Source organism: Streptomyces sp. NPDC059224, from assembly GCF_042754285.1.
GTDB lineage: Bacteria > Actinomycetota > Actinomycetes > Streptomycetales > Streptomycetaceae > Streptomyces.
This window is the reverse complement of sequence record NZ_JBHZAN010000005.1, coordinates 1-12,849: the sequence shown is the minus strand read 5'-3', so window position 1 is coordinate 12,849 and position 12,849 is coordinate 1. Positions and strand designations below refer to the sequence as shown.

Annotated in this window: 10 protein-coding genes; 8 read left to right on the top strand and 2 right to left on the bottom strand. The window is 71.3% G+C overall.

What is annotated here, in order from left to right:
- Positions 1-2 precede the first annotated feature (2 nt).
- The gene (locus tag ACFXI4_RS06540) at positions 3-521 is read right to left on the bottom strand and encodes a hypothetical protein (RefSeq protein ID WP_384988654.1); all 519 of its coding nucleotides are present in this window, start codon (positions 519-521) and stop codon (positions 3-5) included.
- Between the two features lie 98 nt (positions 522-619).
- Between ACFXI4_RS06540 and ACFXI4_RS06535 the strand changes: the two genes are divergently transcribed.
- From ACFXI4_RS06535 to ACFXI4_RS06525, 3 genes are all read left to right on the top strand, one after another.
- Entirely contained in the window at positions 620-1,330 is a 711-nt protein-coding gene (locus ACFXI4_RS06535; protein ID WP_384988653.1) for a response regulator transcription factor, read from the top strand.
- On the top strand, positions 1,327-2,778 hold the full coding sequence (locus ACFXI4_RS06530) for a sensor histidine kinase (protein ID WP_384988652.1): 1,452 nt from the start codon (positions 1,327-1,329) through the stop codon (positions 2,776-2,778). Before ACFXI4_RS06535 ends, ACFXI4_RS06530 begins: the two co-directional genes overlap by 4 nt.
- A gap of 109 nt (positions 2,779-2,887) precedes the next feature.
- On the top strand, positions 2,888-4,360 hold the full coding sequence (locus tag ACFXI4_RS06525; protein WP_384988651.1) for a cellulose binding domain-containing protein: 1,473 nt from the start codon (positions 2,888-2,890) through the stop codon (positions 4,358-4,360).
- A 78-nt stretch (positions 4,361-4,438) separates the two neighbouring features.
- Here ACFXI4_RS06525 and ACFXI4_RS06520 read toward each other — a convergent pair whose 3' ends face one another.
- The gene (locus tag ACFXI4_RS06520; protein ID WP_384988650.1) at positions 4,439-5,866 is read right to left on the bottom strand and encodes a GH1 family beta-glucosidase; all 1,428 of its coding nucleotides are present in this window, start codon (positions 5,864-5,866) and stop codon (positions 4,439-4,441) included.
- A gap of 604 nt (positions 5,867-6,470) precedes the next feature.
- Here ACFXI4_RS06520 and ACFXI4_RS06515 point away from each other — a divergent pair.
- The 5 genes from ACFXI4_RS06515 to ACFXI4_RS06495 all read left to right on the top strand — a co-directional run bounded on the left by ACFXI4_RS06515 (position 6,471) and on the right by ACFXI4_RS06495 (position 12,679).
- On the top strand, positions 6,471-7,787 hold the full coding sequence (locus ACFXI4_RS06515) for an ABC transporter substrate-binding protein (protein WP_384988649.1): 1,317 nt from the start codon (positions 6,471-6,473) through the stop codon (positions 7,785-7,787).
- A gap of 198 nt (positions 7,788-7,985) precedes the next feature.
- Positions 7,986-8,975, top strand: a complete 990-nt coding sequence (locus tag ACFXI4_RS06510) for a carbohydrate ABC transporter permease (protein WP_384988648.1) — start codon at positions 7,986-7,988, stop codon at positions 8,973-8,975.
- Between the two features lie 14 nt (positions 8,976-8,989).
- A complete protein-coding gene (locus ACFXI4_RS06505) occupies positions 8,990-9,910 on the top strand; it encodes a carbohydrate ABC transporter permease (protein WP_362728895.1) in 921 nt (306 codons plus the stop codon).
- Positions 9,911-10,071: 161 nt separating this feature from the next.
- On the top strand, positions 10,072-11,529 hold the full coding sequence (locus ACFXI4_RS06500; protein ID WP_384988647.1) for a GH1 family beta-glucosidase: 1,458 nt from the start codon (positions 10,072-10,074) through the stop codon (positions 11,527-11,529).
- Between the two features lie 94 nt (positions 11,530-11,623).
- Positions 11,624-12,679 carry a LacI family DNA-binding transcriptional regulator gene (locus tag ACFXI4_RS06495; RefSeq protein WP_384988646.1) on the top strand — a complete coding sequence of 352 codons (1,056 nt, stop codon included), beginning with the start codon at positions 11,624-11,626 and terminating at the stop codon, positions 12,677-12,679.
- The last annotated feature ends 170 nt before the right edge of the window (positions 12,680-12,849 follow it).

The window sequence follows — 12,849 nt, the reverse complement described above, 5'->3', positions numbered from 1 at the left end:
CGTCAGTAGGTCTCGACCTGCACGTGCGGCGGCCCGTCGTGCCAGGTGCAGAACACCGAGACCCGGTCCGTGCTCCTGCTGAACTCGACGCGGATCCAGGTCTCCGTCTTCCAGACCTGCATCGACCAGCCCGTTCCCGGAGTCGCGGAGACGAGCGTCGCGCTCGTGTCGCCCAGGTCGAAGACCGCCCGGCCGCCGTCCGTGTCGTAGGCCCTGACCGTGCCGGACGTGGCGGCGGACGGGGTCGGGGCGGTCGTCGGAGTGCGGGCGGGCGTCGGGGTCGCGGTCGCCGGCGGGCGCGACGAGGCGGTCGGCGAGGGGCTCGGCGGACGGGACGTGGCCGATGCCAGCGGCTTGGAACCCTGCGTCGTCGGGCCGTCGTCCGCCGCCGTGACGGGCAGGGCGCGCGGCGGGTCGTAGGCCGTGCCCGCCATCACCGTGTGGACACCCCACCACGACAGCGTGACCGCTCCGCCCGTGGCGAGCAGCCAGGCCAGTACGTGTACGAGTCCTCTGCGCATCGCGGGCCATATTGCCCCAGGGGAACCGCCGTGCGCACCCGACCCGGGTTGTCCACAGGCCCCGACCGGCGCCTGCCGCATGGCGTACGGTGCGGCGCATGGCAAGTGTGCTCGTGGTCGAGGACGACCAGTTCGTACGCTCGGCGCTCATCCGGCATCTCACCGACGCCTCGCACACGGTGCGCAGCGTCGGTACGGCCCTGGAGGCGCTGCGCGAGGTCGCCCATTTCCGCTTCGACGTGGTCGTCCTGGACCTCGGGCTGCCGGACCTGGACGGCTCCGAGGCCCTGAAGATGCTGCGCGGGATCACCGACGTGCCGGTGATCATCGCCACCGCCCGGGACGACGAGACGGAGATCGTCCGGCTGCTCAACGCGGGTGCGGACGACTACCTGACCAAGCCGTTCTCCGTCGAGCACCTGTCGGCGCGGATGTCCGCCGTGCTGCGCCGGGCGCGGTCGGGCGGGGGCGAGGCGGCGTCGTCCAGCGTGCTGCGGGTCGGCGGTCTGACCGTCGACCCGCTGCGCCGGCAGGCGGAGTTGGACGGGGCGCGGCTGGACCTGACCCGGCGCGAGTTCGATCTGCTGGCCTTTCTGGCCGGGCGGCCCGGGGTCGTCGTACCGCGCAAGGAACTGCTGGCGGAGGTCTGGCAGCAGTCCTACGGGGACGACCAGACCATCGACGTGCACTTGTCGTGGCTGCGGAGGAAGCTGGGGGAGACGGCGGCCCGGCCGCGTTATCTGCACACACTCCGGGGGGTCGGTGTGAAGCTGGAGCCGCCGGGCGGGGAAGCGGGGCCGGTCGGATGAGATGGGCACTGGTCAAGGTCTGTCTGGCGGTCACCGCGATGGTCGTGGTGGCCTTCGCGGTCCCGCTCGGGCTGGTGGTCAAGGAGATGGCCCGGGACCGCGCCTTCTCCAACGCCGAGCGGGAGGCGGCCGCCGTCGCACCCGCCCTGTCCATCACCACCGACCGGGACAAGCTGGAGCGGGTGGTGGCCTCGGCCGGCGCGGACCGGGGCATGGCCGTGCACATACCCGCGTCCGCAGACGGCGCGGCCGTCGACATCGGCCGGCAGCGCGCCGCCGACCGGGACATAGCGGCCGTCCGGAAGCTGGGGCGTGCCTCCACGACCGGGGTGGCGGGCGGCTCGACCCTGCTGCAGCCCGTGGCGCTGGGCTCCGGCGCCATCGCGGTCGTCGAGGTGTACGTCCCCGAGTCCGAGGTGACCAACGGCGTCTCCACGGCCTGGGCGGTGCTGGCCGCCGTCGGCCTGGCACTGATCGTCGGCTCGGTCGCCGTGGCCGACCGGCTGGGGGTGCGGATGGTGCAGCCCGCGCAGCGGCTGGTCGAGGGCGCGCACGAACTGGGCGAGGGCAAGCTGGGGGCGCGGGTGCCCGAGGAGGGGCCGGCCGAACTGCGGCTGGCGGCGGCCGCGTTCAACTCGATGGCCGATCAGGTCGTCCAACTGCTCGCCAACGAGCGGGAACTGGCCGCCGATCTGTCCCACCGGCTGCGGACTCCGCTCACCGTGCTGCGGCTCAACGCGGCCTCGCTCGGGGACGGGCCGGCCGCCGAGCAGACCCGGGCCGCCGTCGCCCAGCTGGAGCGCGAGGTCGACACCATCATCCGGACCGCCCGGGAGGCCAAGCCGCAGACGGCGGCCGCCGGTCCGGGCGCCGGATGCGACGCGGCCGAGGTGGTGCGCGAGCGGATGGGGTTCTGGTCGGCGCTCGCGGAGGACGAGGGACGCAAGTGGCGGGTGGCCGGTGTCGAGCGGCCGGTACGCATACCGGTGGCCCGCGCCGACCTGGCCGCCGCGCTCGACGCGCTGCTCGGCAACGTCTTCCGGCACACCGCCGAGGGCACCGCCTTCGCGGTCGACGTGCACAACGGGGACGACGCGGTGATCGTGCTGGTCTCCGACGCCGGGCAGGGCATCGGGGACCCCGAGTCGGCGATGGCTCGCGGACGCGGATCAGGAGCGGCCGGTTCGACCGGCCTCGGCCTGGACATCGTGCGCCGGCTCGCCGAGTCGACCGGTGGCGACGTACGGATCGGCTCGTCGGTGCTCGGCGGGACCGAGGTGCGGATATGGATCCAGCTGGACGGCGGGAAACCGGAGCGGAAGGGGCATCGGGGCTCGATGCGCCGGCGCCGTTCGCGCAGGCAGCAGGGGGAGGCGGGCAGGAGAGGGACCGGGGAACCACCGGAGAAAATGGTCTCGACCTTTAATCGGTCCCGATCCCTTCCTTAAGCGCACCCTAAGATCCGCAACGACCGTACCTATCAGGCCGTTTGTCCGATTCCCGGTCGCTAGCGTGCTGCCGCACCCCCCCAATCGGCAGGCGAAGGCAGGCACGCGCATGAGCACGCACCGGCGCAGCATCAGTGGCAGGAACAAGGCGATAGGCGGACTGGTCGCCGCGGCCGTGGTCGGTGGCGGGGCGTTCCTGTTCACCGGTATCGCGCAGGCGGCCGGGGTCGGCGCCGCCTACACCAAGACCAGCGACTGGTCGACCGGGTACACCGCGCAGTACGTCGTGACGAACAACAGCGGTGCCACGGAGAAGGACTGGACGCTGGAGTTCGACCTGCCCGCCGGCGCGAGGCTCAGCTCGCTGTGGAACGCCGAGTCCACGGTCAGCGGGCAGCACGTCACCGTGAAGCCGCCGAAGTGGGACACGGACGGCCTCGCGGCCGACGAGTCGGTCACCATCGGCTTCGTGGTCAACGGCAGCGGGAACCCGACCGGGTGCCGCATCGACCACGCGAGCTGTTCGGCGGACGGCACGGCGACCCCCGAGCCCAGCGGCCGCCCGACGCAGTCCGCCAAGCCGACCCCGACCCCGACCGCCACGGCCTCCGCCACCCCCACGGCGACGGCCACCGCGACGGCGACGGCCACCGCGTCCCCCACCCAGAGCAGCGGTACCGGCACCACCGCCTCCGCCGGCTTCGCCCCCTACGTCGACACCTCCCTCTACCCGGCGTTCGACCTCCTCGCGGCCGCCGACGCGACCGGTGTGAAGAACTACAACCTCGCCTTCGTCACCGACGGCGGCGGCTGCACGCCCAAGTGGGGCGGGGTGACCGACCTGGCCAACGACGGCGTGGCGGCCCAGATCGGCGCCCTGCGCGCCAAGGGCGGTGACGTCCGGGTCTCCTTCGGCGGCGCCTCCGGCTCCGAGCTGGCGACCACCTGCTCCTCGGCGGACGCGCTGGCGGCGGCGTACGGCAAGGCCGTCGACGCCTACAAGCTGACCAAGGCCGACTTCGACGTGGAAGGCGGCGCGCTGCCCAACACCACGGCGAACACCAACCGCGCGAAGGCCATCGCCGAGCTCCAGGCCGCACATCCGGACCTGGACGTCTCCTTCACCCTGCCGGTCATGCCGGAGGGCCTCACCCAGGACGGCGTGAACCTGCTCTCCGACGCCAAGGCCAACGGTGTGAGGATCAGCACCGTCAACATCATGGCGATGGACTACGGCCCCTCGTACAACGGCGACATGGGCACCTACGCCACCCAGGCCGCGACCGCCACCCAGGCCCAGGTCAAGAGCGTGCTCGGACTCTCGGACCAGGCCGCCTGGAAGGCGGTGGCGGTCACCCCGATGATCGGCGTCAACGACGTCTCCACCGAGGTCTTCAAGGTGGACGACGCCACCCAGCTCGTCGGCTTCGCCAAGTCCAAGGGCCTCGGCGGCCTGTCGATGTGGTCCGCCACCCGCGACAAGCAGTGCGCCGGCGGCGCCAGGCCCACCGCCGACGCCACGTGCAGCTCGATCACCCAGGACAAGGACGCCTTCGCGAAGGCGTTCGCGGCCGTCGGCTGACCCCCACCGGCCGACGGACGGGCGCGGCACTCCCCTGTGTGTGCCGCGCCCAGCCGGGTGCCGCGCGCCGCCGCCGGGTCAGGCCGAGGGCCGGGCCGGCGGGAGCGACCCGGTGCGGGCCGCCTCCCCGTACCAGCGCGCGCTCGACTTCGGGGTGCGGGCGAGGGTCGCGAAGTCGACGTACACCGCCCCGAACCGCTTGCCGTAGCCGTACGCCCACTCGAAGTTGTCCATCAGGGACCACAGGTAGTAGCCACGGACGTGGGCGCCGTCGGCGATCGCGCGGCGGACCTCGGAGAGGTGGCCGTGCAGGTAGGCGACGCGTTCGGGGTCGTGGACCACGCCGTCCAGGTCGGGCTTGTCGTCGTAGGCCGCGCCGTTCTCCGTGACGTACAGCGGCAGCCCCGGGGCCTCGGCCGCGTAGCGCATGATCAGCTCGTACAGGCCCGTCGGGTCGATCGTCCAGCCCATCTCGGTGCGTTCGCCCGGGGGCTGGTGGAAGGCCACGTCGTCGGCGCCCGGCCAGGGGGAGTGGTCGCCGCCGCCGTGCCCGTCCGAGCGCGGGCCGGCCGCCGTGCCGGACGCCGCAGACACCAGGGCGGGCGTGTAGTAGTTCAGCCCGAGGGCGTCCAGCGGCTGGTTGACGGCGGTGAGGTCGCCGTCCCGGACGTAGGACCAGTCGGTCACCGCGGCCGTCGCCGCGAACAGCGACTCGGGATACGCACCGTGCAGGATCGGGCCGTGGAAGACGCCGTTGGCGAGGTCGTCGATGGTCCGGACCGCCGCCAGGTCGGCGGGGTCCTGCGAGAGCGGCCGCACGACGGAGGAGTTCAGGCTGATCGCGACCTGGTTGCGGGCGGGCATCGCCGTACGCAGTGCCGAAGTGCCGAGGCCGTGCGCCAGGTTGAGGTGGTGCGCGGCGCGCAGGGTGGCCGCCGGGTCGGTACGGCCGGGGGCGTGCACGCCGGAGCCGTAGCCCAGGAAGGCGCTGCACCAGGGCTCGTTGAGGGTGATCCACTGTTCGACGCGGTCGCCGAGCGCCTCGCCGACGATCCGCGCGTACTCGGCGAACCGGTACGCCGTGTCCCGCTCCGGCCAGCCGCCCGCGTCCTCCAGCTCCTGCGGCAGGTCCCAGTGGTAGAGGGTGATCGCGGGCCTGATGCCCTTGGCCAGCAGCTCGTCGACCAGCCTGCGGTAGAAGTCCAGGCCGACCTGGACCGCGGGGCCGCGCCCGGTCGGCTGGACGCGGGACCAGGAGACGGAGAACCGGTAGGCGTTCAGACCGAGGTCCGCCATCAGCGCCACGTCGTCGCGGTAGCGGTGGTAGTGGTCGACAGCGATGTCACCGGTCTCACCGCCGGCCGTCTTGCCCGGCGTATGGCTGAAGGTGTCCCAGATCGAGGGGGTGCGGCCGTCCTCCCGCACCGCCCCCTCGATCTGGTAGGCGGAGGTCGCGGCGCCCCAGAGGAAGGCAGGAGGAAAGGTCACGGTCAGCGGTTCGGGCATGGAAGCGCTCCCATGGTCGGTAGGACCTCATTATGCATGGGAGCGCTCCCACGGCAAAGGGCGAGACCGGCTGTGGTCCACCTGCCTCCGGCCGGGGGTCCGGGAAGCTCATCGTTCACCTTCCGGCGTCCGTTCCGGGCGCCGCGCGTTCCGGGGCGGAAAACTCCGGCGTCGCCCGCTTCTGGGCTGCGACTCCTGGGGTGCCTGGGATCGTCGCGCCGTTGACCTGCATGATTCCGGGAGGAGACGGGCCGGTGTCCGGCCGGTGAAACTCCGCGGGGCGACACATTCCCGTGACGTACCGAACACGCTTGGGCAACAACGCCGTTTTCAAGTCTTGACAGGTGGCCCGACAGGAACCAGTCTTCCGGCATGCCGCATGGGAGCGGTCCCACGGGCAATCGGGGAACCTCTCCCGTGTGCACCGAACCACCCCATGGTCCTTCCCTCTGTCGTTGACGTACCCCGTTGACCAGCACCTTTTCACCGCACACCGAGTGCTGTGGGCCGGCCGCTGCTCGCACCGAGAGGGCAGGTCCGGACCGTCGGACCCCGGCGGTCTGATTCCTGAGATCCCGTTCCCACTGGAACAAGGAGTAGTGGAATGCGCATCACCCGTACCGGCGGTCGTGGCCGCAGAGCGGCGGTCCTGGCCACAACGGTCCTGACCTCATCGGCTCTGCTGCTGACCGGTTGCAGCAGCGACAGCGATTCGGACAGTTCGGACTCCAACGGGAACATCACTCTCAAGGTGGCCGACTTCGGTCAGTTCGGCTACAAGGAAGCCGACCTGTTCGCCAAGTACCACAAGCTGCACCCGAACATCACGGTGAAGGAAGAGACCACCGCCAACGAGCAGGACTACTACCCGAAGCTCCTTCAGCAGCTGAACACGAGCAGTGGCCTGGCCGACGTCACCGGCATCGAAGTGGGGCGCATCAAGGAGGTCGTCGACACCCAGGCGGCCAAGTTCACCGACCTCAGCAAGACGATCGACGTGAACGACTGGGTCTCCTGGAAGGAGAAGCAGGCCACCGCCGCGGACGGCACCGTCATCGGCGCCGGCACCGACATCGGCCCGATGTCCCTGTGCTACCGCAAGGACCTCTTCGAGAAGGCCGGCCTGGCCAGCGACCGCGACTCCGTCGCCAAGGCCGTCGCGGGCGGCTGGGAGGACTACCTCAAGCTCGGCGAGCAGTACAAGAAGAAGGCCCCGTCCGGGACCTACTTCATGGACTCCGCGAGCGCCATGTACAACGCGGTGGTCAGCTCCTCCACGCAGCAGTACTACGACGCCGACGGCAAGGCGATCTACAAGGACAGCCCCTCCGTGCAGCAGGGCTGGAACCTGGCCGCCGAGGCCGCGTCGAAGAAGCTGACCCAGGGCCTCGCGCAGTTCACCGACGCCTGGACGGCGGCGCTGCGCAAGGGCAGCGTGGCCACCGTGGCCTGCCCCGCCTGGATGGCCGGACAGATCTCCACCAACTCCGGTGACGCCTTCAAGGGCAAGTGGGACATAGCCAAGGCCCCCGGCTCGACCGCGGCCAACTGGGGCGGCTCCTTCCTGGCCGTCCCCAAGAGCGGCAAGCACACCAAGGAGGCCGCCGACCTCGTCAAGTGGCTGACCGCCCCGGAGCAGCAGGCCGAGGTCTTCAAGGCGATCGGTGTCTTCCCGTCCAACAAGGGCGCCTATGAGCTCGCCAGCGTGAAGGACGCGAAGCTCCCGTACTTCAACGACGCCCCGATCGGCCAGATCTACGCCGACGAGGCCAAGTCCATCCCCGAGGCGGTGCTCGGCCCGAAGGACGCGACGATCAAGGACACGATCTCCACGCAGATCAACAACATGGAGCAGCGGGGCACCAAGCCCGACGACGCCTGGAAGGCGGCGACCGAGGCGATCGACAAGGTGATCGGCTGACGACCCGCGGTGCGGGCGGCCCACCGGCCGCCCGCACCGCGCGTTGTGCCGTACGAGGTTCCGGTGCCGGGCGCGCGGGCAGAGCGCGCCGGACACCGGCGCGCCGCGTCCCCCAGGCCGGGTCCGGTGCGGTGGAAAACCCCGACGCCCCCGCCCCGCCCCCGTACCCCGGCCGAAACCCCAGGAAGGAAATCCCCCGTGGCAACGACAACCCCCACACGGGGTGCCCCCACCCCGCCCGCCGGCCCCGGTGCCGCGGCGGACGGACGCGGCACCTGGCGCAGCCGGCTGTGGCGCTTCGACGACCTCGCGTCCCCGTACGCGTACATCGCACCGTTCTTCCTCGTCTTCGGCGCGTTCGGGCTCTACCCGCTCCTGTACACGGGCTGGATCGCCCTGCACCGGGTGGAGATGACGAGCCTCAGCACGTCGGAGTGGGTCGGCTTCGACAACTTCACCAAGATCCTCCAGGACTCGGAGTTCTGGACGGCCGTCACCAACACCTTCCTGATCGGCGTCATCTCGACCGTCCCGCAGCTGCTCGTGGCCCTGGGCCTCGCCCACCTGCTCAACTACAAGCTGCGCGCCAGCACGTTCTGGCGGACGGTCGTGCTCACCCCGTACGCCACGTCGGTGGCGACCGCGGCCCTGGTCTTCGCCCTGGTGTTCCGCGCCGACGGCGGCATCCTCAACTGGGTGCTGCACTTCGTCGGCATCGGCAACACCGACTGGGGCAACGGGGAATGGACCTCGAAGATCGCCATCTCCGTCATCGTGATCTGGCGCTGGACCGGCTACAACGCGCTGATCTACCTGGCGGCCATGCAGGCCGTGCCCACCGACCTGTACGAGGCGGCCTCCATCGACGGGGCGTCCCGGTGGCAGCAGTTCCGCAAGGTGACCGTCCCCTCGCTGCGGCCGACGATCCTGTTCACCATCGTCATCTCGACGATCGGTTCCATGCAGCTGTTCGGTGAGCCGCTGCTGCTCCAGGGCGGCACGCTCGGCTCCACCGGCGGCAACGAGCACCAGTACGAAACCCTCAGCATCTACCTCTACAACTACGGCTGGAAGCTGGGGCATCTCGGTCCGGCCGCGGCGGTGGCCTGGGCCATGCTCGTCCTGCTGCTGCTCATCGCCCTGATCAACTGGATCGTCGGCCGGTTCGTGCGCAAGAGCGCGGCCTGACGGGAGCGAAATCGATGACCACGACCAGCCCCACCAAGACCGCGCCGGGCCTCGACCCGGTGCCGCCGGTCACCGCCCCGGGCAGGAACCGCATACGACTCAAGCTCGGCGCCGGGCAGCAGCTCAAGGGCGGCCCCCTCACCTATCTCGTCCTGGTCGTCGTCGGCCTGGGCTCGATCTTCCCGCTGTACTGGACGCTGGTGGCCGCCTCCCACGACCAGCAGCGGGTCCTCGACAGCCCCCCGCCGCTGCTGCCCGGCGGCAGGCTGTGGAGCAACCTCCAGACCGCCTGGGAACAGGCCAACCTGGGCAAGGCGATCGTCAACAGCGTGATCGTGTCGGGCTGCATCACCGCGGCGACCCTGTTCTTCTGCACCCTGGCCGGCTACGCCTTCGCCAAGATGCGGTTCCGCGGCCGGGGCGCCCTGATGACCGCGGTCATCGCCACCCTGACGATCCCGCCGCAGCTCAGCGTGGTCCCGCTGTTCATGATGATGGCGGACATCGGCTGGGGCGGAAAACTGGAGTCGGTGATCTTCCCGACCCTGGTCGGCGCCTTCGGTGTCTTCTTCATGCGCCAGTACCTGCTGGAGGCGCTGCCCTACGAACTCATCGAGGCGGCCAAGGTGGACGGCGCGACCAACATCCGCATCGTGTGGAACGTGGTGCTGCCCGCGGCCCGGCCCGCGATGATGGTGCTGGGCATGCTCACCTTCGTACAGGCCTGGAACGACTTCTTCTGGCCCTTCCTCGCCCTGAACCAGGAGAACCCCACCCTCCAGGTCGCGCTCGGGCAGCTCAGCGCCTCCTACACGCCCGACCAGAGCATCGTCATGGCCGGGGCGCTGATCAGCACCCTGCCGCTGCTGCTGGTCTTCGTGATCTTCGGCAAGCAGATCGTCGGAGGCATCATGGCGGGCGCCGTCAAGGGCTGACGCCGCACCGCCGAACCGCCCGCCGTCCCGTACGGCCCGCCGCGCGCGGGCCGTACCCCGGGGCCGGGCGCGCCTTTCCGTGCGCCCCGCCCCGGTGCCTCTCCCCGCAGCAGGACCCCGTCCGACCCCCCTTCCCCCGCCACTCCGGGAGCGTTCTCACCATGACCGCCGTACGAACCGAGGCCACTGCCCAGTCGGCCTCCCACACCTCCTTCCCGCCCGGCTTCGTCTGGGGGGCCGCGACCGCCGCGTACCAGGTGGAGGGTGCCGCCGCCGAGGACGGCCGCACGCCGTCCATCTGGGACACCTTCAGCCACACCCCCGGCAAGGTCCGCAACGGCGACACCGGTGACATCGCCGCCGACCACTACCACCGGTACCAGGGCGACGTGGCGCTGATGAAGGATCTCGGTCTGAGGGCCTACCGGTTCTCGGTCTCCTGGTCCCGGGTCCAGCCCACCGGCCGCGGGCCCGCCGTCGAGCGCGGCCTGGACTTCTACCGGCGGCTCACCGACGAGCTCCTGGCGGCGGGCATCACCCCTGTCGCCACGCTCTACCACTGGGACCTGCCGCAGGAACTGGAGGACGCGGGCGGCTGGCCGCAGCGGGACACCGCGCACCGCTTCGCCGACTACGCCGAGATCATGGCCCGCGCCCTGGGGGACCGCGTCGGTGTGTGGACCACGCTCAACGAGCCCTGGTGCAGCGCCTTCCTGGGCTACGGCTCCGGCGTGCACGCCCCGGGGCGTACCGACCCGGCGGCCACCCTGCGCGCCGCGCACCACCTGAACCTGGCCCACGGGAAGGCGGTCGGCGCGCTGCGGGAGAACCTGCCCTCGACCGCGCAGACCTCCATCACCCTCAACCTGCACCAGGTGCGCCCGCTCTCCGGCAGCGCCGCGGACGCCGAGGCCGCCCGCCGCATCGACGCGGTCGGCAACCGGATCTTCACCGGCCCGATCCTGGACGGGGCCTACCCCGAGGACCTGCTCGCCGACACCGCGCACCTCGTCGACTGGGCGGAGCTGGTGCACGACGGCGACCTCGCCGAGATCTCCCGTCCGATCGACCTGCTCGGCGTCAACTACTACTCCCCGACCGTGGTCTCCGCGGCCGTCGAGGGCGGTGCCGGCACCCGCAACGACGGCCACGGCGCGAGCGACCACTCCCCGTGGACGGGCTCCGACGACGTCACCTTCCACCTGGCCAACGACCAGCTCACGGCGATGAACTGGGCGATCGACGCGAGCGGGCTGCACACCCTGCTGACCTCCCTCGCGGCCTCGCACCCGGAGCTGCCCCTGATGGTCACCGAGAACGGCGCCGCCTTCGACGACTACGTCTCGCCCGAGGGCCGGGTGAACGACCCGCAGCGGATCGCCTACCTGCACGCACACTTGGACGCCGTCCGGCAGGCCGTCGCCGACGGAGCGGATGTCCGCGGCTACTTCCTGTGGTCCCTGCTGGACAACTTCGAGTGGTCCTACGGGTACTCGAAGCGCTTCGGCGCCGTCTACGTCGACTACGGCACCCAGCGCCGCATCCCCAAGGCCAGCGCACACTGGTACGCGGAGGTGATCCGCCAGAACGCGCTTCCGGCCGCCGGCGAGCAAGGCTGACCCGGCCCGGCTCCGGGAGACGACGGGGCCGGGAACGGCCCGATCACGGCTGTTACATTCCTGGCCTGAATGCTGCGAACGGAAGGCGGCGACCATGACGGTGAAGGGCGAGCGGGGCCGGGGTGTCCGGCGGCCGACCCTGGAGGAGGTCGCCGTCCGCGCTGGCGTGGGCCGCGGCACGGTGTCGCGGGTGATCAACGGCTCGCCGCGGGTCAGCGACGCCACCCGGGCCGCCGTCGAGGCGGCCGTCGCGGAGCTCGGTTACGTCCCGAACACCGCCGCCCGCGCCCTCGCGGCCAACCGCACCGACGCGATCGCGCTCGTCGTCCCCGAGCCGGAGACCCGGTTCTTCGCGGAGCCGTACTTCTCCGACATGCTCAGCGGTGTCGGCGCCGAACTCTCCGACACCGAGATGCAGTTGCTGCTGATCTTCGCGGGCGGCGACCGGGAGCGGCAACGGCTCGCCCAGTACCTGGCCGCCCACCGTGTGGACGGCGTCCTGCTCGTCTCCGTCCATGCCGACGACCCGCTGCCCGACCTGCTCTCCGAGCTGGAGATCCCGGCCGTGATCAGCGGCCCGCGCTCCGCCGCCGAGACGCTGACGTCCGTCGACTCCGACAACTACGGCGGCGGCCGGTCGGCCGTCGAGCACCTGCTGACCGGTGGCCGACGGACGATCGCGCACATCACCGGCCGCCTCGACGTGTACGGCGCCCAGCGCCGCGTCGACGGCTACCGCGACGCCCTGCGGGACGCGGGCCGGGAGGTGGACGAACTCCTCATCGTCCCCGGTGACTTCACCGAGCGGGGTGGCCGCCGGGCGATGTCCCTGCTGCTGGAGCGGCGCCCCGACCTGGACGCCGTCTTCGCCGGTTCGGACGTGATGGCGGCCGGCGCCCGCCAGGTGCTGCGCGAGCGGGGCCGCCGTATCCCCGACGACGTGGCGCTGGTCGGGTACGACGACTCGGCCATCGCCCGCCACATGGACCCGCCGCTCACCAGTGTCCGCCAGCCCATCGTGGAGATGGGCCGCGCGATGATCGACCTCCTTCTCGCGGAGATCGCCGACCGCCGCCCCGCGGCCGTCCGCGGCCTCGAACGCCGGCACGCGGTACTCCCCACCGAACTGGTGATCCGCGCCTCGTCCTAGCTGGCGGGGGCGCGTCGCGCCCCCGGTTCCGGCCCGGTCGCCTTCGGCGCGGAACCGAGGCGCGTCGTCGTTTAGCCTCGCGCTTTCGCGAGTGGGTCTGTCCGAGTCTTGATCAAATAAATGGAGAGTGCTGCTGACCTGCAACGATGGGACTTGTCGAGGGTCCTGTC

Coding starts and splice junctions, on each gene's coding strand:
- ACFXI4_RS06530 (WP_384988652.1), top strand. CDS start 1,327: ATGAGATGGGCACTGGTCAAGGTCTGTCTGGCGGTCACCGCGATGGTC.
- ACFXI4_RS06500 (WP_384988647.1), top strand. CDS start 10,072: ATGACCGCCGTACGAACCGAGGCCACTGCCCAGTCGGCCTCCCACACC.
- ACFXI4_RS06535 (WP_384988653.1), top strand. CDS start 620: ATGGCAAGTGTGCTCGTGGTCGAGGACGACCAGTTCGTACGCTCGGCG.
- ACFXI4_RS06540 (WP_384988654.1), bottom strand. CDS start 521: ATGCGCAGAGGACTCGTACACGTACTGGCCTGGCTGCTCGCCACGGGC.
- ACFXI4_RS06505 (WP_362728895.1), top strand. CDS start 8,990: ATGACCACGACCAGCCCCACCAAGACCGCGCCGGGCCTCGACCCGGTG.
- ACFXI4_RS06495 (WP_384988646.1), top strand. CDS start 11,624: ATGACGGTGAAGGGCGAGCGGGGCCGGGGTGTCCGGCGGCCGACCCTG.
- ACFXI4_RS06520 (WP_384988650.1), bottom strand. CDS start 5,866: ATGCCCGAACCGCTGACCGTGACCTTTCCTCCTGCCTTCCTCTGGGGC.
- ACFXI4_RS06515 (WP_384988649.1), top strand. CDS start 6,471: ATGCGCATCACCCGTACCGGCGGTCGTGGCCGCAGAGCGGCGGTCCTG.
- ACFXI4_RS06525 (WP_384988651.1), top strand. CDS start 2,888: ATGAGCACGCACCGGCGCAGCATCAGTGGCAGGAACAAGGCGATAGGC.